This is a genomic window from Aquimarina sediminis (assembly GCF_002895435.1).
GTDB classification, from domain to species: domain Bacteria; phylum Bacteroidota; class Bacteroidia; order Flavobacteriales; family Flavobacteriaceae; genus Aquimarina; species Aquimarina sediminis.
Genome location: NZ_POYJ01000002.1, coordinates 943,434 through 962,170 on the forward strand (window position 1 = coordinate 943,434; position 18,737 = coordinate 962,170).

The 18,737-nt window shown below is 32.1% G+C and carries 20 protein-coding genes; 12 read left to right on the forward strand and 8 right to left on the reverse strand.

Annotation, left to right across the window (positions count from 1 at the left end):
- Positions 1-108: 108 nt before the first annotated feature.
- From C1X07_RS08460 to C1X07_RS08470, 3 genes are all read right to left on the reverse strand, one after another.
- Positions 109-381 carry a helix-turn-helix domain-containing protein gene (locus C1X07_RS08460; RefSeq protein WP_128755223.1) on the reverse strand — a complete coding sequence of 91 codons (273 nt, stop codon included), beginning with the start codon at positions 379-381 and terminating at the stop codon, positions 109-111.
- A 289-nt stretch (positions 382-670) separates the two neighbouring features.
- Positions 671-1,417 carry a tetratricopeptide repeat protein gene (locus C1X07_RS08465; RefSeq protein WP_103069538.1) on the reverse strand — a complete coding sequence of 249 codons (747 nt, stop codon included), beginning with the start codon at positions 1,415-1,417 and terminating at the stop codon, positions 671-673.
- 4 nt (positions 1,418-1,421) lie between these two features.
- Positions 1,422-2,003 (reverse strand): RNA polymerase sigma factor, encoded by a 582-nt coding sequence (locus C1X07_RS08470; RefSeq protein WP_103069539.1) that lies wholly within the window; start codon positions 2,001-2,003, stop codon positions 1,422-1,424.
- Positions 2,004-2,497: 494 nt separating this feature from the next.
- On the opposite strand from C1X07_RS08470, the gene C1X07_RS08475 reads away from it, so the two are divergent.
- From C1X07_RS08475 to C1X07_RS08490, 4 genes are all read left to right on the forward strand, one after another.
- On the forward strand, positions 2,498-3,178 hold the full coding sequence (locus C1X07_RS08475; RefSeq protein ID WP_103069540.1) for a glycerophosphodiester phosphodiesterase: 681 nt from the start codon (positions 2,498-2,500) through the stop codon (positions 3,176-3,178).
- Positions 3,175-4,386 carry a BaiN/RdsA family NAD(P)/FAD-dependent oxidoreductase gene (locus C1X07_RS08480; protein WP_103069541.1) on the forward strand — a complete coding sequence of 404 codons (1,212 nt, stop codon included), beginning with the start codon at positions 3,175-3,177 and terminating at the stop codon, positions 4,384-4,386. The genes C1X07_RS08475 and C1X07_RS08480 overlap by 4 nt, the downstream gene beginning before the upstream one ends.
- Before the next feature lie 100 nt (positions 4,387-4,486).
- On the forward strand, positions 4,487-5,041 hold the full coding sequence (locus tag C1X07_RS08485) for a DUF1697 domain-containing protein (protein ID WP_164914122.1): 555 nt from the start codon (positions 4,487-4,489) through the stop codon (positions 5,039-5,041).
- Positions 5,042-5,117: 76 nt separating this feature from the next.
- Positions 5,118-5,906: a hypothetical protein gene (locus C1X07_RS08490; RefSeq protein WP_103069543.1), complete on the forward strand. Its 789-nt coding sequence runs from the start codon at positions 5,118-5,120 to the stop codon at positions 5,904-5,906.
- 63 nt (positions 5,907-5,969) lie between these two features.
- Here C1X07_RS08490 and C1X07_RS08495 read toward each other — a convergent pair whose 3' ends face one another.
- Positions 5,970-6,539 carry a TetR/AcrR family transcriptional regulator gene (locus C1X07_RS08495; RefSeq protein ID WP_103069544.1) on the reverse strand — a complete coding sequence of 190 codons (570 nt, stop codon included), beginning with the start codon at positions 6,537-6,539 and terminating at the stop codon, positions 5,970-5,972.
- Positions 6,540-6,565: 26 nt separating this feature from the next.
- Complete coding sequence (locus C1X07_RS08500) at positions 6,566-7,039, reverse strand: TspO/MBR family protein (protein ID WP_103069545.1); 474 nt, start codon at positions 7,037-7,039, stop codon at positions 6,566-6,568.
- A gap of 100 nt (positions 7,040-7,139) precedes the next feature.
- Between C1X07_RS08500 and C1X07_RS08505 the strand changes: the two genes are divergently transcribed.
- Genes C1X07_RS08505 through C1X07_RS08515 form a run of 3 tightly spaced genes read left to right on the forward strand, consistent with a single transcriptional unit; the run spans position 7,140 to position 10,132 of the window.
- Positions 7,140-8,225, forward strand: coding sequence for a diphosphomevalonate/mevalonate 3,5-bisphosphate decarboxylase family protein (locus C1X07_RS08505; protein ID WP_103069546.1), 1,086 nt, complete (start codon positions 7,140-7,142; stop codon positions 8,223-8,225).
- A 50-nt stretch (positions 8,226-8,275) separates the two neighbouring features.
- Positions 8,276-9,211, forward strand: coding sequence for a mevalonate kinase family protein (locus tag C1X07_RS08510; protein WP_103069547.1), 936 nt, complete (start codon positions 8,276-8,278; stop codon positions 9,209-9,211).
- Between the two features lie 12 nt (positions 9,212-9,223).
- The gene (locus C1X07_RS08515; RefSeq protein WP_103069548.1) at positions 9,224-10,132 is read left to right on the forward strand and encodes a geranylgeranylglycerol-phosphate geranylgeranyltransferase; all 909 of its coding nucleotides are present in this window, start codon (positions 9,224-9,226) and stop codon (positions 10,130-10,132) included.
- A gap of 60 nt (positions 10,133-10,192) precedes the next feature.
- On the opposite strand, the gene C1X07_RS08520 is transcribed toward C1X07_RS08515, so the two are convergent.
- Positions 10,193-10,546, reverse strand: a complete 354-nt coding sequence (locus C1X07_RS08520; RefSeq protein WP_103069549.1) for a hypothetical protein — start codon at positions 10,544-10,546, stop codon at positions 10,193-10,195.
- Between the two features lie 1,022 nt (positions 10,547-11,568).
- On the opposite strand from C1X07_RS08520, the gene C1X07_RS08525 reads away from it, so the two are divergent.
- From C1X07_RS08525 to C1X07_RS08535, 3 genes are read left to right on the forward strand one after another with little or no spacing between them, the layout of a single operon-like run.
- Positions 11,569-12,189, forward strand: coding sequence for a hypothetical protein (locus tag C1X07_RS08525; protein ID WP_128755224.1), 621 nt, complete (start codon positions 11,569-11,571; stop codon positions 12,187-12,189).
- 11 nt (positions 12,190-12,200) lie between these two features.
- Positions 12,201-12,719, forward strand: a complete 519-nt coding sequence (locus C1X07_RS08530) for a T9SS type A sorting domain-containing protein (protein WP_103069551.1) — start codon at positions 12,201-12,203, stop codon at positions 12,717-12,719.
- A gap of 5 nt (positions 12,720-12,724) precedes the next feature.
- Positions 12,725-14,995, forward strand: a complete 2,271-nt coding sequence (locus C1X07_RS08535) for an autotransporter outer membrane beta-barrel domain-containing protein (protein ID WP_103069552.1) — start codon at positions 12,725-12,727, stop codon at positions 14,993-14,995.
- A gap of 227 nt (positions 14,996-15,222) precedes the next feature.
- On the opposite strand, the gene C1X07_RS08540 is transcribed toward C1X07_RS08535, so the two are convergent.
- Positions 15,223-15,579 carry a hypothetical protein gene (locus C1X07_RS08540; RefSeq protein ID WP_128755225.1) on the reverse strand — a complete coding sequence of 119 codons (357 nt, stop codon included), beginning with the start codon at positions 15,577-15,579 and terminating at the stop codon, positions 15,223-15,225.
- Between the two features lie 449 nt (positions 15,580-16,028).
- Here C1X07_RS08540 and C1X07_RS08545 point away from each other — a divergent pair, with 449 nt between their 5' ends.
- Positions 16,029-16,985 carry a carbon-nitrogen hydrolase family protein gene (locus C1X07_RS08545; protein ID WP_103069554.1) on the forward strand — a complete coding sequence of 319 codons (957 nt, stop codon included), beginning with the start codon at positions 16,029-16,031 and terminating at the stop codon, positions 16,983-16,985.
- Positions 16,986-17,033: 48 nt separating this feature from the next.
- Positions 17,034-17,873 (forward strand): pseudouridine synthase, encoded by an 840-nt coding sequence (locus tag C1X07_RS08550; RefSeq protein ID WP_103069555.1) that lies wholly within the window; start codon positions 17,034-17,036, stop codon positions 17,871-17,873.
- A 34-nt stretch (positions 17,874-17,907) separates the two neighbouring features.
- Here C1X07_RS08550 and C1X07_RS08555 read toward each other — a convergent pair whose 3' ends face one another.
- Positions 17,908-18,735 (reverse strand): alpha/beta hydrolase, encoded by an 828-nt coding sequence (locus tag C1X07_RS08555; RefSeq protein ID WP_103069556.1) that lies wholly within the window; start codon positions 18,733-18,735, stop codon positions 17,908-17,910.
- Positions 18,736-18,737 lie beyond the last annotated feature (2 nt).

Here is an 18,737-nt window from a genome sequence, read left to right on the forward strand (position 1 = left end):
AAAAAATGCCTGTCATCCTGCATTATTTGTTGAAGGGGCAGGCATTTTTTTTGAATACATTTTTTAGATTATAAAAATACATGTCTGCTGATACTTTAGATTAAGTATTTATCCTACTATGGGGTGTAATTCCCTGACTTTTGTTTCTTTTGTAAAAAAGCCAAATCTAAACCCTACCGCTTCTTCATAAACATAACTTTGTAAAGCAATATTGTACTGTACTGGAGCATTTAGAGATTTCATCATTTTGATCAAACGATATAATTTGGTTCTTGAAACTCCTAATTTTGTCGCTAATTCTGCTGGCGTTCCTGTAGCTTGCATGCGAATCAATTGATCGATTCGCTCAATAAGCTCAATGTGTTTAATGATAACATTCATAATTGTTTCTTTTAGTTAAGATTGAATTATTAGATTAATCAATGTTTATTAATGGGGTTAGTTATAGGTTTATGTCATAAGAAACCATTATGTTACCCTGATGAATGTTAAATTTTATAAAAGAGGTATGTATTAAGTTTTACTATTAGCTTATTCCTAGGTTTTTAGTGATACTTTGTTGTGAAAGAGTAATGCTATTTATAGATTAGATGTAGTAAGAGAAAGAGTAAAGAAGTTTATTGCTTTGTTAGGTAAGAAATAGAGAGAAAAGGATATAGGTTTAGCCGGGTTACTTTGCTAATGCCTTGAGTAAATTTGATGCTTGTTTCTTGTAGACTCCATCATATCCTACTATTTCTTTAAGTATAGAAGTTGCTTTTTTGGGTTTATTTAATTTTAGATAAGTGAGAGATAAATACCATTGTGCAATTTCATAATATTTGCCTTTCTTTTTAATTTCTTTAAATTGAGAAGCGGCTTTTTGTTCTTCATTTAGATTAAGATAGCTATTTCCTAAATATAATTGTAATTGTTGCTGTTCTGCCAGTTTGGGGTGTTTTTCTAATGCAAGTACAACAGAATCATATGAACCATTAATATAGTGTTTGATAATGCTCTTTACCTCGGTAATAGTGTCAAAACTTCCTCGCACCATATCATTTACCGGAAGAGGTTTGTAGTAAGAACTATATAAATTCTGGGTTTGGTTTCTGGAAGTGGTGGTACGCCAGATTAACGAGCCTATTCCTAATAATACGATAATAGAGGCGGCAATTTTCCAAGAAGAAGAAGGTATAAAGGAAGAAGTGATCTTTTTTTCTTCTTTGATATCGATGCTGATTTCTCCTAATTGCTCTTTAAAGTTTAAAATATCTTTATCCCCCAGGGTTTCATGAATTGCTCTGTGTTTTTCAACTTCCTGTTGTAGCTCAATACTATTAGCCATCTCTTTCTCAAAAGCCACCAAATCTTCCTGGGATAATGTGTTTGCAAGATATCCTTCTATTTTCTCAAATATTTCTGGAGTTCTTTCCATGGGATCAGTCTTTTTCAGAATTTAGCTGTAGCTCATGATAGAAAGGATCATTTTCAATCATTTCTATAAGAGATTGTTTACATTCGAATTTTTTCTTTCGGGTATATCCTTCAGAATATCCCGTAATACGAGCAATTTCTTTCATGCTATTTCCTTGGAAAAGCAAGCTTAATACTTCGCGGCAAGTGCCACTTAGATTAAGAAAATGCTTTCGGTATATATGTTCACGTTCTTTATGTTCGATATCTTCTATGATTTTAGGAGGAATACTCTCTGCATCAGTTTGTAAATCCTCTGTGATCACTAGTTTTTTAATTTTTCTTAATCTGTTTCTCCATATGTTTTTACAAACTCCATAAAAATAGGTTCGTAATGACGACTGAAGCTCTAAAGAATCTGTCTTTAGTTTTTGATAAATAAAGACCATTGCATCCTGAAATACATCTTCAACATCTTCTTCGTTACCAGAATTTTGAAGAATATAGTGCCTTATATAAGGTAAATTTTTCTTATAAAATGCAGTTATAACAAGCTTATTTCCGGTGGCAATACCTTCTATAATTTTGTGATCTTCGGTGTTACTCATAAGTTAATGTTCTATAACAACAAATTGTTACCTTTTTGGATTATAGTTATTATATGATTACTTATCTATAAAGGGGATAATATTATAAAAAAGAACCAGAATACACTTAACAACAGAATTCGTTTTAAAGTATAAAATTAGATGTAAAAGTAACAATTTTACCTGCTATGCTATTAACATAACAAGAAACAATTTAAGAAATTAGTCTTGTTTTTGTGAAAAAAGCATAGTTTGTACTAGATTAGATAGAGGTGATTGTATGGATTGATGGTAATGATTATAAGTTAGAAAAAAAAGGAATCTGTATGGGTTCAGGTTGATTTTTTTTAGCATAGTTGTGTTGTTGACTTGCGGTGTTGATAGAGGTCAACGTTGTGTGCGTCAACGATAGTCATGGATTAAAGAGTTTATGTTTATTAAGGTATATCAATACTTGTCTTATGATATAACAAAAGTTATAGTACCTTAGCCTTTAGTAAAAAACATCTGTACCTATGAAAATATTCGGACATCGTGGTGCGACAGGTTTAGTAGCCGAAAATACTTTGGAGTCTATTTCAGAAGCCCTACAGTATCCTATAGATGGGATTGAGATTGATGTGCATTGTTGCAAAAGTGGTGAGCTGGTGGTGATTCATGATGAAACATTAGATAGAACCACTAATGGCACAGGAAAAATATCTGACTATACCTTGCAGGAGTTACAGGAGTATAGAACAGAAGAAGGGTTTGCGATTCCTACCCTTATTCAGGTTTTGAATCTAGTAGATGCTAAATGCGTACTTAATGTAGAGTTGAAAGGAATGCAAACTGCAGTTCCAGTAGTTCTTTTGCTAGAAGAATATATAGCGACTACCGATTGGAAATATGACGATTTTGTTATTTCTAGTTTTGATCACCAACAATTGTCTGAAATTAGCGCAATCACTACAGGTTTTAGGATAGGGGTATTAACCGAAGAAAATATAACCGAAGCTTTGTCGGTAGCAAAAGAGCTGAGTGCTTTTGCTATACACCCTCCGATCTCTTCTCTTACAAAAGAAGAAGTAACTCTGGCTATTGATCAAGGGTTTAAAGTGTATGTGTGGACTGTTAATGACGTAGAATTAATCCAAGAATCAAAATCGTGGAAAGTTGATGGTATCATTACAGATTTTCCGAATTTTGCAGTATGAATTATGATTTAATTATTGTTGGTGGTGGTGCGGCAGGGTTTTTTACGGCTATTAATGTGGCTGAGAGGGATTCTGGATTAAAAATTGCTATTCTCGAAAGAGGTAAAGAGGTATTGTCCAAAGTTCGTATATCTGGTGGAGGGCGTTGTAATGTAACCCACGCGGAGTTTATCCCTAATGAGTTAAGCAAAAACTATCCCAGAGGAGAAAAAGAGCTCAAAGGACCTTTTCATACATTTATGACAGGGGATACTATGGATTGGTTTGATCGTCGTGGGGTAGCACTCAAGATCGAAGATGATGGTAGGATATTTCCCGTTTCGGATTCTTCAGAGACTATAATCAATTGTTTTTTATCTGAAGCAAAACGACTGGGGATTGAGATTTTGAAAAACCATGTAGTTAAGAATTTTTATCCAAATGATGCCGGATGGGAGTTACAGACTAATCAAGGGGATTTTACCGGTACAAAATTAATGATAGCTACCGGTAGCAGTCCCAAGATCTGGAAACAACTTGGAGATTTAGGGCTTAGAACCGTTGATGCAGTTCCTTCGTTATTTACGTTTAATATTAAAGATTCAAGGATTGCAAATCTACCAGGAGTGGTTGCAAATGCTTCAGTAAAGGTTAAAGATTCAAGATTATCAAGTGAAGGTCCTTTGTTGATTACGCATTGGGGTATGAGTGGTCCGGCAATTCTTAAGCTTTCTGCATGGGGAGCTATAGAACTTAATACCAATCAATATAAATTTGAGATTATAGTCAATTGGCTTCATCAGTATTCGCAACAAGAAATTTTTGAAGAGTTGAAGGAGTTAAAAGCCCAAAGCCTAAAACAACAACTCTATACCTACTCGCAGTTTGAATTGCCAAAACGTCTTTGGCAGAGTTTGGTTTTAGCTTCAGGGATCAAAAATAATACGCGTTGGGCAGATGTAAATAAAGCACAACTTCACAGGTTGTCAGAACAGCTAACACAAGGAGTGTATAGTGTAAAAGGTAAAAGCACATTTAAAGAAGAATTTGTAACAGCAGGAGGTATTGACCTAAAAGAAGTAAACTTTAAAACTTTTGAAAGTAAAAAACACCAACATTTGTATTTTGCTGGAGAGGTATTAAATATCGATGCAGTTACGGGAGGGTTTAATTTTCAGAATGCCTGGACAGGTGCGTATATTGCAGCACAGGCAATAACGACTGGTTAGTTTTGTTTTTAAGAAGAATATGTTATGAGGAACTTGTTAAGCTTGTTAAAGAATGTATAACAAGTGATGTTTATAGTATATTTTGAAAAATTGTATGCAGATGAAAACATATATAGCTTTATTAAGAGGGATTAATGTAAGTGGTCAAAAAGTAATAAAAATGGCTGATCTTAAAGATAAGCTCCAAAATATTGGATTAACTTCAGTTACGACTTATATACAGAGTGGAAATATTATTTTTAAATATAATAACGATAGTACAAAGACTGTGAGCCAATTGATTAAAAAAGAGATTTTAAAACAATATGGATTTGAAGTCCCTGTTTTGGTTCTTACTCCAGAAATATTAGTATCTATTTATAAGAACAATCCATTTGCAAAACGACTCGAAACTGAAGAGTTAGAAGAAAAAAAAATGTTTTTTACGCTACTCTCTGATGCACCTGATATGGCCGCAATAAAAGAACTTTCTTCTGATTTATATAAGCCAGAAGAATTTATAATTACTAATCGGGTGGTTTATTTCTACGCAGCTAACGGGTATGCCAGAACGAAGTTAACTACCAATTTTTTTGAAAAAAAGTTACACTCTATAGCTACTACCAGAAATTTAAAAACAATGATTAAGCTATTGGAATTAAGTGATTTGAGTTAAATGATTACGGTATTTCTATTAGTTGTTCTCAGTAATTTTTCGTAACTTAATAGAGTTTAACCAATACCTCATTACTATGAAAAAAATTACTTTTATTATTTCCCTCATATTTTTGTTAAATAATGTTTTGCAGGCTAAAACATTTAATGAAAAAGACCCGGTGAAGAGGTTGCTAGTAGATTATATTAATAAAATGAATGCATTGACTCAAGGGACTCAAAAAGAAGATGTATTGAATTTATTTGATGATAAATATAGTGGAAATACGGTATTTGTGAATTTGTCAGGAACTTTGGTGAGAAAGAACTATAGTAAAAAAGATATTTCTTCTCAGTTAGATGATATTATCCATGATGATAATTATAAGTTTAGATTGACATTAGACAAAGTTGTTTTTCAGAGCCAAAAAGAAAGAGCAGGAACCATTTCGGCGGTGATAAATTTTGAATCATTTATAAATAAAAGATTGGCAGAAAAAGGAACTATGTTAATGGACATGGTAGTTGTACGTGTTAATGGAGGGTGGAAGATTGTGCAAAATAATATGGTTCGGGTCTCTGAAGCAAAAGATATAGGAGAGTGTGTATGTTATTTTTATGAAAAAGGAACAACAAAATTTGTTACCGAAGTATATTTTCCTTCAGGGCTAGAATATAGCCAGGAGCTTAACGCATTTCATGTAATTACCAAGGATAAGAAACGTATTGTGAAATCTGACAAAAAAGAATATTACTGGAATGAAGATACAGGAAAGCTGAGTTATAAAGGTGGCTTAATTGGTCAAACCAGTGATTCTAGAAAAGCAATTGAATATGTATTAAAAAATATGTATAAAGAATCTTGTGTAAATATTGTATTTAACTAAGGTCTTGTATAGTTGATTTAAAAAGGATCCAGCTAAGAAGCTGGATCCTTTTTTATACTTCTTTTAGATAATAGTTTGATCTTTCAGAAAACCTCGCCACGAAATTTCTATAGCTTGATTGATATGCTTTTCCTGAAGTTTTACCTGCTCATTTTCATGAATCTTTACCAGTGATACTACATTTCCAAAAAACAATTCTTCCATTACCAACGTGTTATACGACTTAAAAGTTTTTTGCTTAATACCTTTTTTAAAATAGTCTTCAATATCTCCATAGTATTGTCGTGCTTTATCTTTTAGAGATTGTGGGATTTCTGGAGAACGAGCAATCTGTTCAGAAAAAATAAATGCTAGAGGATTGTTTACAAAATAATAAAACAGATTAAGCCACATAACGGTAAACTGTTTTTTGATATCGTCCTCAGGGATATTACGCATAACTACTGTCCCAAAATCCTGAGTTAGCATTAAATAAAGTTCAGTAATAATTTCTTCCTTATTTTTAAAATGATGATAAACTGTTCCATTCGCTACACCAGATTCTTTAATAATCTGAGAAAGAGAAGTAGCATTGATACCTTGCTTAGTTATTAATTCTAGAGTAGTCTGTAAGACTATTGCTTTTTTACTCATACAAAATCATATTCCTTATTCCTAGTTTAATTTAGTTGCCATATACCAAAGTTTAATGCAGTCACAAAAGCGACCCAAATGACATAAGGGATAAGTAGGTAAGCAGCCGTAGAATTAACTACAGTAAACCATTTGATCGTAAACAGCAATAGGATAAAGAGGGCTATAATATCCAGTAATGCGATCAATGGGTTTTGTAATCCAAAAAAAATAATGGGCCAAGCTGCACTAAGCAATAACTGGAACCCAAAATGGTATAACGCTGTTTTTACCCATTTATGATAAAAACCTTTGCTCCAAACAATTCCAGCTGCAATTCCCATTAGAATATATAGTAAAACCCAAGTAGGCCCATAAATCCAATTAGGAGGAGTAAAAGAAGGTTTGTTTAAAGATGAATACCATGTGTTAAGTGATGTTTGAGTGGCAATACTACTCAAAAATCCAATTAAAACACACAATAATAACGCAATACTAATACGAAATAATTTTTTTTTCATTGAAATTAGTTAGTACAGTACTAAAATAGCAATTTATTTTTACTACCCTATGCTTATAATGTACTATAGCACTTATCTTTGCATAAAATTATTATATACTATGACAGATTATCCCGAGTTTGCCTCTTCTGTAATTTCAGAATTACCTGAGAAAGGAGTGATATCATGCTCTTCTCCTAGTAATATTGCCTTGATTAAATACTGGGGTAAACGACCAATTCAATTGCCAGAAAATGCGTCAATTAGTTTTACACTAGATAGTTGTAAAACAACCACGGATTTATCATACAGGAAAAGAGATGTTGAAGGAGATGATTTTGATTTTGAATTGTTTTTTGAAGGGAAGCCTAAGCCAGATTTTAAACCTAAAATTGAAAGCTTCTTTGAAAGAATATATCAGTACCTTCCTTTTTTAAAGAACTATGCTTTTACTATCCATACTACTAATACATTTCCGCATAGTAGCGGTATTGCGTCCTCAGCAAGTGGGATGAGTGCTTTGGCTTATTGTCTGATGCAATTAGAAAAAAGAATTAACCCAGATATTTCTGAAGCAGAATTTATACAGAAATCTTCATTCTTGGCTCGCCTAGGGTCTGGAAGCGCGTGTAGAAGTATTGAAGGGCCCGTTACTGTATGGGGGGAACATTCTGATATTGTCGGTAGCAGTGATGCTTTTGCGATACCTTTTCCGTCACCAATCCATCCAAATTTTGAAAACTATCAGGATACCATTTTATTGATCGATAAAGGAGAAAAACAGGTAAGTAGCACTGTAGGACATAATCTAATGCATGGTCATCCATTTGCGTCGAAGAGATTCGAGCAGGCTTCGGGTAATATATCTTTGTTAAAAGAAATATTGACATCAGGAGATTTAGATGCATTTATTGAGGTCGTAGAGAGTGAAGCACTGACTTTACATGCGATGATGATGACATCCTTGCCTTATTTTATTTTGATGAAACCTAATACGTTATCCGTTATTCAGGAAATTTGGGAATATCGTAATACTACAGGATCCAAAATTTGTTTTACCTTGGATGCAGGTGCTAATGTACATATATTGTATCCCGATTCAGAAAAAAAGCAAGTTTTAGAATTCATAACCAATAAGTTAGTTGCGTATTGTCAGAATGGACAGTATATTTGCGACAAAATAGGATTAGGGGCAAAATTATTGTAACTTTATCTTAAGTAAGGAGACATATTAGATATAACCAGGACAAAAAAATAATGAAGGGACCGTTATTTTATTCAAAAATACTTTTATTCGGAGAATATGGCATAATTAAAGACTCTAAGGGTCTTTCGATACCATATAATTTTTTTAAAGGAGCGCTAAAGGTTTCGGAAACACCTGACCAAAACGCTATACAATCAAATGATAATCTTAAAAATTTCGCAAAGTATCTTGAAGAGATTCAAGAAAAAGGAATAGTACAATTTGATTTAGAGAAACTCCACGCTGATATCAATTCAGGAATGTATTTCGATAGTAGTATCCCTCAAGGATATGGAGTAGGGAGTAGTGGTGCTTTGGTGGCTGCTATTTATGATAAATATGCATCTGATAAAATTACGGTATTAGAAAATCTTACTCGAGATAAATTGTTAAAGCTGAAAGAAGTTTTTGGTCTTATGGAATCTTTTTTCCATGGTAAAAGCTCAGGATTGGATCCACTAAACAGTTACCTTAGTTTGCCAATTCTAATTCATTCTAATGACAATATAGAACCAGCAGGGATACCTTCGCAAAGTGTAGAGAATAAGAAAGGAGCAGTTTTTTTATTAGATAGTGGGATTGTAGGAGAAACAGCACCAATGGTCAGCATTTTTATGGAAAACATGAAACAGGAGGGTTTTCGTAATATGCTCAAAAACCAATTTGTAAAATACACCGATGCATGTGTAGAAGATTTCTTGCAAGGAGATGTTAAATCCTTGTTTTCTAATATAAAAGAACTATCTCATGTGGTTTTGGATAATTTCAAACCAATGATACCTAAGCAGTTTCATAATTTATGGAAAAGAGGGATAGAAACTAATGATTACTATCTCAAACTATGTGGTTCTGGTGGTGGAGGCTATATATTAGGCTTTACACAAGATTTTGATAAAGCAAAAGCTTCACTTAAGGATTATAAACTAGAAGTGGTTTACAATTTTTAAAAAGCATCGTTTATGCTTACCAGAAAAAATAAACTCATTCTTCTCAAATTACTGAGTTTGTTTTCTGTGGTTAGAGGATATAATATTCTTATTATTGTATTTGCACAATATCTTACATCAATATTTATTCTGGCACCACGAATTAGGATACGAAATGTTATTCTTGATCCTAATCTGTTTGTTATCGTATTAGCATCTGCAGGAGTGATAGCTGCAGGATATATTATTAATAATTTCTATGACAAAGAAAAAGATTTAATCAACAGACCTCAGAAAACCATGTTGGATCGTTTGGTCAGTCAGCGAACCAAGTTGACAGGGTATTTTGTTCTTAATTTTCTTTCGGTTGTATGTGCCAGTTATGTTTCGTTCAGAGCTGTTGTTTTTTTCTCTTTATATATTTTCGGGATTTGGTTATACTCACATAAATTAAAAAAATTCCCAATAGTAGGTAATATAGTAGCTTCTTTACTTGCGATTACTCCATTTTTCGCAGTATTTATCTATTATAAAAATTTTGATGAAGTGATTTTTGTGCATGCTACATTTTTACTTCTAATGTTAGTAATGAGAGAGATGATAAAGGATTTAGGAAACCTTAGAGGGGATCTTGCTCAGAATTACAAAACAATACCTATAGTCTATGGAGAGTTAATTTCTAAAAGAATAGTAAGTGTTTTGATTCTAGCATCTGGCGTCCCTATTTATCTGCTGTTAACCCGATACGAGATTGGGTATATGTACCTTTATTTTTACTCCTGTATTGCGCTCCTTATTATGTTTTTATTAGGCTTATGGCAATCCAAAGGAAGAACGCATTATGTCTGGTTACATAATATATTAAAATTAATCATTGTAGTGGGAACATTTAGTATTATTCTTATTGATGTGAATATGGTTTTAGATAGAGTTCTTTGGTAAAAAAAAGCAGCTGAGTATATTACAGCTGCTTCGTTTGGTTTAATGAACGGGTGGCTAAACTTATGCTCCCAGAGGTTTTTTAATTCTTAAAGAGATATGGTATACTCTGTTAGGTGATTCTGATGTCTTAAGATCTGTTTTCTTGTAGTTTAGTCTTGATTTTATGTAAGATTTAATTATGTGTCTTTTAGAATCTACATTTAATACTACGATTTCTCCTTCTGTATTAATCGTGAATTCAATTTTTGCTTGAAGCTCTTCTTGCTCTAATAACTTAATTTCTGGTTTTTCTAATAGAGATGCAATTTGCTCTCTTAATTGTTGATTAGTGTCTTTTTCTGGATTGTTGTTGTTTGCAAATAACTGGCTTGTACTTAATACAACTGCGAATAATAAAACTGTTAACTTTTTCATTTTTTTGGTTTTTTTGATTTGAGTATTTAAGTATTGTTTGTTTTAATTTGATGAGACAAATGTAGTGTCGAATACCTCATTATTTTTAATTCTTATTTTATTAGAATGTGTTACTATGATTACGTTTAGGTTAAAAGGAGTATGGTTTAACGAAAATTAAACTTTGCAGAATAAATACTATTTAGAGGTGTACTTTTTAAGAATGGATAAGAAAATGAAGATTGAATATCAAATTCTTAATGTTCCTACAGTAATAGTATCATATTCTGACTTTTTGTAGATGTTCTAATGTTACCTTAGGATTAAAATATGGTTTTCCCATAATGCACAAGAGAATGGTTAAAGGTTTGTGAGTCAAAATTTTATTAGAGTTTTGCCACCATAATACTGGTTTTGTATTATGCAAAGAAAATACATTGCTAATAGTAAATAATTTAGACTAGACAACATTCCAAATCGCCTAGTATCTTATTAAAAGATTTTATAAAAGCCCTGATCTACATAAAATAGGGCAAGTTTTTTAAGTGATTTAACCTTTCGAGGTTAGGAAGAACTGAAAAACTATCAGGAATTGACTCCAAAAGTATACCTAAGTTAGTTTTTCAGGTTTAACAGCTATTAAAAATGGAGGCAATAACACTAAATTGTTTTTAGTATAAAAGTTATCTAATTCTACTGCTATACCTACTTACTATATAGAGGTCAAGTAATTAATAAAGGAGGAATTAGAAGGAGATTGTTATCTATTTCGCTCTCTACACCCATTAAGGTCGTAAGCTTAAATTCGAATTAAAAACAAACGTATTAAATCCATAACAGCTTACCTTGTTATATCTAAGTATTTCCTACAATGTTTTTGAAGTATAGTTGATATTATTTTGAAGTTAAATGACTGATTTGTAAGTTTTTGATGTTTGTATAAAAAATGTTAATAGAGATATAATGAAAACGTTTACTTATCTATGATTCCTTTTGTTTTTAATTACTAATCTTGTCAAGTTTTAAAAAAATAAGGATTTAGTATGAATAAGTATTTTGCAATATTTGTTATTAATACAATAATGTGTTTCACATCGTTTTCACAAGATCTTTTTGTAGATGTGGGTATCAATTATACCAAATTTGATTATAAAAACTCATTAGGAGACTCTAATATAGAATTATTGAAAGAATCTGGTTTGTTTTTTGCCACTGGAGTATCACATAGTATTTCTTCAAAAGACAGATTGTATCATTTGGTTAGTTTGAATTATAACCAATATAATTCTCGTGCATTTAACAACGAAAAGATTTATTCTTGGGAAACATCCTATATAGGTATTCAGAATATGTTAAAGTATAAGGTGTTTGAGGCTAGGAGTAGTTTTAGCTTAGATGTTGCAATTGGGTTGAATATCTCTCATATAGTTTATGGTAGGCAAACTCTTAATAATAAGATTATTAATATTTCAAGTCATGAAGAGTTTTCAGGGATTTTCCTACAACCTGTAATAGGATTAGAAACTTCTTATAAAGTAAGTCGATTTTTAGCGTTGAAATTAGGGTATAACTACTCAATAGCATTTAACACAAAAAAAAACATAGAAAAATTAAAGTTTTTAAATAATCAAGTATTCATAGGAGTAGTTTTTCCTGCTCAATAAAATTATTATTTATGAAAAAAAAAGTACTTTGCTTTTTGTTGTTCTGTGCAATATTTTTAATTTCTTCAATCACATTTTCTCAAAATGCTAATAAAATATTGTTTAGATCAACTTTGAGTCGACTGTCAGGACTTCAATCGAAGACTATTTCTGAAAACAATAAAAAATATACTGTTATACAAAGTGTTGGCCAATCTAGCATTATCGGAACTTTTTCTAAAAATAAAATCATTGTGAGACAAGGTTTTTTACAACCACTTACAGCCATTGAATATCATTTAAAAACAAACAAGTTAAAGTATTGTGTTTATCCCAATCCATTTATAAGGAATTTAAATATAGTATTTAAAGAAGAGATCAAAACAAATATTCTTGTAAAAATCTTTGATTTATCAGGTAAACTACATTTTGTGAAGACTTATAACGCAAGGGGTAGTATTGATTTGCTCCTGGATTTACCTAGTTCAGTATATGTTGTAATAGTTACTGCCAACAATAAAAGAAGCGATAATTTAATATTAAAAAAATAAACAGTATGGGATATAAATTATTAATTATGTTATTCCTGGTTAGTCTTAATTTAATAAGTCAAACTGATGGGATGAGTTACCAAGCAATTATTTTAAACCCTGAAGGCGTTGGAACAGAATTACCTGGAGAAAATGATTATAATGGAGTTTTTAAAAGTAAATCTATTTCTTTAAGGTTTACTGTAACAAATCATACAAATAGTATTGAGTATGCAGAAAAACATTTCACGAAAACTGATGAATTTGGTATGGTTAATGTCGTGATAGGTGCTGGAATACCAGAAATTGGTGAGTACACTGATATTTTTTGGGATGGTGAAAAAAAAACATTAAAGGTTGAAATTAGCTTTGGGGGTAATTATGAAGAATTAAGTATTCAAGAACTTTTATTTACGCCGTACGCATTTCATAGAGAGATCATTGCAACGGGGGATTTGAGTATAGAAGGAAATACTCTTTTTGCGGGGAACTTAGTTGTAGACGGAACCACAGATCTAAATAACTCTCTTTCTGTTAATGATGGTTTTTCAACGAATTTGACAGGTACTTTAACGGTAGGAGGCGAGACTACTTTAAATGAAAATTTAGTTGTAGATGGAACTACAGATCTAAATAATTCTCTTTCCGTTAACAATGATTCTCCCACGAGTTTGACAGGTACTCTAACAGTAGGAGGAGGTGTTACTTTAAATGACAATTTGGTTGTAAATGGAATTACAGATCTAAAGAACTCTCTTTCTGTTAATAATGGTTCTCCCACGAGTTTGACAGGTACTCTAACAGTAGGAGGAGATGTTACTTTAAATGAAAGCCTGGTTGTAGATGGAACCACAGGTCTAAACAACTCTCTTTCTGTTAATAATGGTTCTCCTACGAATTTGACGGGTACTCTAACAGTAGGAGAAGATGTTACTTTAAATGACAATTTGGTTGTAGATGGAACCACAGATCTAAATAACTCTCTTTCTGTTAATAATGGTTCTCCAACAAGTTTGACAGGTACTTTAGAAGTTACTGAGTCTACAACTTTAAAAGACAGATTAGATGTTAATGGACAAACTACGATTAAAGCAGTCCTTAGTGGAGGAGACGAAAATTATAACAACTACCCGTTTAGAGTAGAAGGAGGAAGCAATGGGGTTGCAATAAAAATTGATTCTGAAACCCCAGATAGTAATAATAATTTTATCACCTTTTTTGATAAATTAGATAATCCAATAGGGCGTATAGAAGGTCAGACTGCTACAGATGTACGTAATGAACCTGATTTTATTTATGACCAAAGTATACTAGTTGCAGAGCAAGCAAAAGCGATTGCTAATCAGGCGTTAGCAGCTATTCCTGTGACTAGTGGAGGGGTTGTAGTCACAGTTGGTGTTTGTGGAGGTTGTATAGCAGCGGCAGCGGCAGACCTTGTGTTGGCTACAGCTAACTTAGCCGCATTCAATGTGTTTGCTTTTGAGAATTTAGGTGTTTCCTACCAATCAGGGTCGGCAGATTATGCAGAATGGTTAAAGAGACAAAACCCTGAAGAAATAATAAAGCCATCTGATATTGTTGGGATAAGAGGAGGGATGATTTCTAAAAATACTACGAATGCTAATCAATTTTTGGTTATTTCAACAAAGCCGGTTGTGTCCGGAAATATGCCTTCAGTTGACCAAAAGAAACTATATAACCAAGTAGCTTTTTTAGGACAAGTTCCTACTAAAGTTAGAGGAAAAGTTAATGTAGGAGATTATATAATTCCTTCTGGAAAAAATGATGGAGTTGGGGTGGCTGTATCTCCAGAGGAAATTTCTCCAAAACAATATAAACTTATAGTTGGTATTGCTTGGTCTCCAATCTTATTTGATATAGATAGTTACTCTCTTATCAATATGGCTATCGGGTTAAAGTCTAATGATCTAGCTGTGTTGGTGGAGAAGCAAGAAGAAAGAATATCTAATTTAGAATATAATTATGAAGTATTAAATCAAAGAATGACAGCTTTTGAATCTGGTAAACTCATTGAACCAATATTGAGTAGTGATAAAGTTGTACATAAGGATATGACAATATCTAAAAATAAAGATACGGTTAAAATGCCAATGGAACTTACTGATAAAATTTTAAATGATGCGATTACCTATTTACAGGAAGAATACATGAGAATAGGTGTAGATATAAATAAACATATTGGGTTAAGTAAGTTACTTAATGATAAAGATTATCAGAAAGAAATATTTAATAAGACAAAAAAGCGATATAAAGAAATGTATAATAAGTACTATTGATAAGCAGTAAGTATTTATATTTTGTGATATGTCTGATTGAATAGTAAAAGTTTTCTATAATGTAAGTAAGTAGATATTTATTATGGGTTGAATGCAAGTCAGAATACGGATTCTCCAATTTCCAGGCAGGTATTTCTTAAGTCTTAATAAATCTTGATAAGATTTTTAAATAAAAAAGCAGCTGTACTATTTTACAGCTGCTTTATCTTATAATAGGTGGTTAACTATTATGCTCCGATTGGTTTTTCGATTTTTAAAGAGATTTGATATACTCTATTTTTGATATCGGATGCTTTAACTTTGATTTTTTTATAATTCAGTCTTGATTTTATGTAAGATTCTATAACTTGTCTTTTAGAATCTACATTCAATACTACGATTTCACCTTCAGTATTTATGGTGAATTCAATTTTAGCTCTTAATTGTTGTTCTTGTTCTAATAATTTGATTTGAGGTTTTTCTAAAAGAACTGCAATTTGATCTCTTAGTTGTGGGTTAGAATCTTTTTCTGGTTTGCTATTAATAGCAAATAATTGACTTGCACCTAGTACAAGGACAAATACTAAAACTGTTAACTCTTTCATTTTTTGTGGTTTTAAATTAAGTTTATAAATATTGGTTATCATACTGTTACATAACAAAAGTAGAATTGAATATTACCTTATTTTAATTTTTAATGTTACGATAATGTTTCATTAATGTTATGTAAACGTTAATTAAAGAGAAATTTAACTTTAATTAAACTTTGCAGAATAAATACTTTTTTATGTTTACTTGTAAAGAATATATATGAAATTGAGTCACAAGTGTTAAATTTGTATTTTTTAGATTCAAATACTATAGGATTTTCATTTTTCATCAACTTTTCAATGTTACCTTAATGTTAAGTTGTGGTTTTTCCGCAAGACAGATTTGAATTATAATGCACTGAAAATCAATTTTTTATATGTTAACTAATTGTTAACTATATGTTGGGAATTTCCTAAAAACCTGAATTATTAGGGCATAGAACCTCATTACTAACACATTTTTTATGAAAGATCAATTACTAACAGTTGCATTGGCTCAGATTTCACCAGTTTGGTTAGATAAAACTGCAACCATAAACAAAATAGAGAAGGCCATTAAGGAAGCGGCATCCAAAAAATCAGAGCTTGTTGTTTTTGGAGAAACACTTCTTCCTGGGTATCCATTTTGGATATCTCTTACAGATGGAGCTCAATTTAATAGTACAGTGCAAAAAGAAATACATGCGCATTATGCTCAAAATGCAATCGTAATAGAAAATGGAGATTTGGATTCTATATGCGATCTTGCAGAGAAGAATAATATAGCGATTTATCTGGGTATTATTGAACGACCACTTGATAGGGGAGGTCATAGTTTATACGCGTCATTGGTGTATATCGATCAAAAAGGAGAAATAAGGTCTGTACACCGTAAATTACAACCCACTTATGAAGAACGATTAACATGGTCTCCTGGGGACGGAAATGGACTTCTAGTACATTCTCTTAAGGCGTTTACTGTTGGGGGATTAAACTGTTGGGAAAACTGGATGCCTTTACCTAGAGCCGCGTTGTACGGTCAGGGAGAGAATTTACACATATCTGTGTGGCCAGGAAGTGATTACAATACTAAGGATATCACTCGTTTTATAGCCAGAGAATCACGATCATATGTGATTGCCGTCTCTGGTTTGATGAGAAAAGAAGATTTTCCGCCAAATACTCCATATCTAGATGAGATTTTAGAAAATACTCCTGAGGTTTTGGGTAATGGTGGATCATGTATTGCGGGGCCTGACGGTGAATGGGTGTTAGAACCTGTGTTGTATAAAGAAGGATTGCTTATAGAAACATTAGATTTTAATAGAGTATTACAAGAACGTCAAAATTTTGACCCTGTAGGTCATTATTCACGACCTGATGTAACGCAACTACATATAAATAGAGAGCGGCAAAGTACAGTTCGGTTTGCTAAAGAATAGTTGTTGTACCTATGCTTTAAACAATTATCTTTGCACAAAATTTAAGATATGAGTCGTGGAGATAATTCCCCAGGAGGGAAAAATAGAGGAAGACAAGATGGGAAATCAAAAGGGAAGTCGTATGGTCGAAATAATGCGTCAAGAAAAAAGACAAGTGCTCCCCTTAAGAAGATTTCTGATTCTGATGAGATAAGACTTAATAAGTTTGTAGCGAATTCTGGAGTTTGCTCCAGAAGAGAAGCAGATCTATATATAGAAACAGGAAGTGTGTGGGTAAACGGTAAACCGATTACCGAAATGGGCTATAAAGTAAAGCTAACCGATGAGGTTAAGTTTGATGGGCGACTAATCACCCCACATAAAAAAGAATATGTTCTTCTTAATAAACCAAAAGGTTTTGTGACCAGTACAAGTCCTGAGAAAACCAGAACAGTAATGGATCTAGTATCCAATGCCTCTAAATCAGTACTTAAACCAGTAGGTAGATTAGAGAGAAATACTACTGGATTGCTTTTGTTTACAAATGATGTAGACTTAGAAAAAAAATTAACACATCACAAGAGTGAGGTGCGCAAAATATTTCATGTAGAACTAGAACGTAATTTAAAATATGAAGACCTACAGAAGATAGAAAAGGGAATCAAATTAGAAGAAGGTTTTGTAAATGTAGATGAAATCTCTTACATAGAAGGAGCTTCTAAAAATGAAATAGGGATTCAATTACAATCTTCTAAAAATGGAATAATTCATAAACTTTTTGAACACCTTAATTATAGTGTTGTTAAGTTGGATCGAGTAATTTTTGCTGGATTAACTAAAAAAGACTTACCTCGTGGACATTGGAGGATACTTACAGAGCAAGAAGTAATTAATCTTAGGATGATGTAGTACTTTTGCAAAACAACAATAATTTGATAATACTCTAGTATCTGCTTAATAATTCCTTGAGTTCATCATAGTATTGCTTGGTAATATAAATGCCATTATGACCAGCACCTTTAATCGTACTATATTCGATTTTATTAGGGTATAACGATTTTAATCTTTTAGAGTTTTCTTGGGGGTTAATTAGTACATCATTGGTGCCATGAAAAATTTGAATTGGGCATGCTACATTCTCTAAAAATTTATAAGAAGGAATCTCGTAACGAATAAGCATTTTTGGCACAGGGGTGATGTTTGCTATAAAATCATCCCAGGCATAATAAGGTGCTTCCAATATTAAGAGTTTTGGATTGTTTTTTGAAGCGGTATATGAAGCAAACCCTGTACCTATAGAAAAACCTAAAACAATGATGTTTTTTTCAGGATATCGTGTTTTTGTATAGTCATATATTTTTTGGGCATCATTATATAACTCAGATTCTTTTTGATAAAAACCATCACTTTTTCCATAACCTCTGTAGTCAACAAACAAGATGTCATAGTTGTTTTTTGTATATAAAGAAGCACGTCTTCCCCATTCATGAATTGCTCCGGCATTACCATGATAATATAAAATAACACCTTTGCTGATGCCTTTAGTTTTAAAAAGTACTGCATTTAAGATCACATCTTTTTCTACAGGAATATTAATTTCTTCAAAAGGCTGGTTAAATGAATAGGTATAGTCTTTTTCAAGAATTTTAGGGCTGAAAAAAAAGTGCTCTTGCCTAAAATATAGATATAAATACCCAAAAAGAATAAGAATAGTTATAAATAGGGTGAACCTAATAAATCTACGCCCTATTTTTCTATAACTAATCTTCAAAA

Coding starts and splice junctions, on each gene's coding strand:
- C1X07_RS08470 (WP_103069539.1), bottom strand. CDS start 2,003: ATGAGTAACACCGAAGATCACAAAATTATAGAAGGTATTGCCACCGGA.
- C1X07_RS08505 (WP_103069546.1), top strand. CDS start 7,140: ATGACAGATTATCCCGAGTTTGCCTCTTCTGTAATTTCAGAATTACCT.
- C1X07_RS08545 (WP_103069554.1), top strand. CDS start 16,029: ATGAAAGATCAATTACTAACAGTTGCATTGGCTCAGATTTCACCAGTT.
- C1X07_RS08500 (WP_103069545.1), bottom strand. CDS start 7,039: ATGAAAAAAAAATTATTTCGTATTAGTATTGCGTTATTATTGTGTGTT.
- C1X07_RS08540 (WP_128755225.1), bottom strand. CDS start 15,579: ATGAAAGAGTTAACAGTTTTAGTATTTGTCCTTGTACTAGGTGCAAGT.
- C1X07_RS08510 (WP_103069547.1), top strand. CDS start 8,276: ATGAAGGGACCGTTATTTTATTCAAAAATACTTTTATTCGGAGAATAT.
- C1X07_RS08475 (WP_103069540.1), top strand. CDS start 2,498: ATGAAAATATTCGGACATCGTGGTGCGACAGGTTTAGTAGCCGAAAAT.
- C1X07_RS08535 (WP_103069552.1), top strand. CDS start 12,725: ATGGGATATAAATTATTAATTATGTTATTCCTGGTTAGTCTTAATTTA.
- C1X07_RS08550 (WP_103069555.1), top strand. CDS start 17,034: ATGAGTCGTGGAGATAATTCCCCAGGAGGGAAAAATAGAGGAAGACAA.
- C1X07_RS08530 (WP_103069551.1), top strand. CDS start 12,201: ATGAAAAAAAAAGTACTTTGCTTTTTGTTGTTCTGTGCAATATTTTTA.
- C1X07_RS08460 (WP_128755223.1), bottom strand. CDS start 381: ATGAATGTTATCATTAAACACATTGAGCTTATTGAGCGAATCGATCAA.
- C1X07_RS08495 (WP_103069544.1), bottom strand. CDS start 6,539: ATGAGTAAAAAAGCAATAGTCTTACAGACTACTCTAGAATTAATAACT.
- C1X07_RS08485 (WP_164914122.1), top strand. CDS start 4,487: ATGAAAACATATATAGCTTTATTAAGAGGGATTAATGTAAGTGGTCAA.
- C1X07_RS08515 (WP_103069548.1), top strand. CDS start 9,224: ATGCTTACCAGAAAAAATAAACTCATTCTTCTCAAATTACTGAGTTTG.
- C1X07_RS08490 (WP_103069543.1), top strand. CDS start 5,118: ATGAAAAAAATTACTTTTATTATTTCCCTCATATTTTTGTTAAATAAT.
- C1X07_RS08480 (WP_103069541.1), top strand. CDS start 3,175: ATGAATTATGATTTAATTATTGTTGGTGGTGGTGCGGCAGGGTTTTTT.
- C1X07_RS08525 (WP_128755224.1), top strand. CDS start 11,569: ATGAATAAGTATTTTGCAATATTTGTTATTAATACAATAATGTGTTTC.
- C1X07_RS08465 (WP_103069538.1), bottom strand. CDS start 1,417: ATGGAAAGAACTCCAGAAATATTTGAGAAAATAGAAGGATATCTTGCA.
- C1X07_RS08520 (WP_103069549.1), bottom strand. CDS start 10,546: ATGAAAAAGTTAACAGTTTTATTATTCGCAGTTGTATTAAGTACAAGC.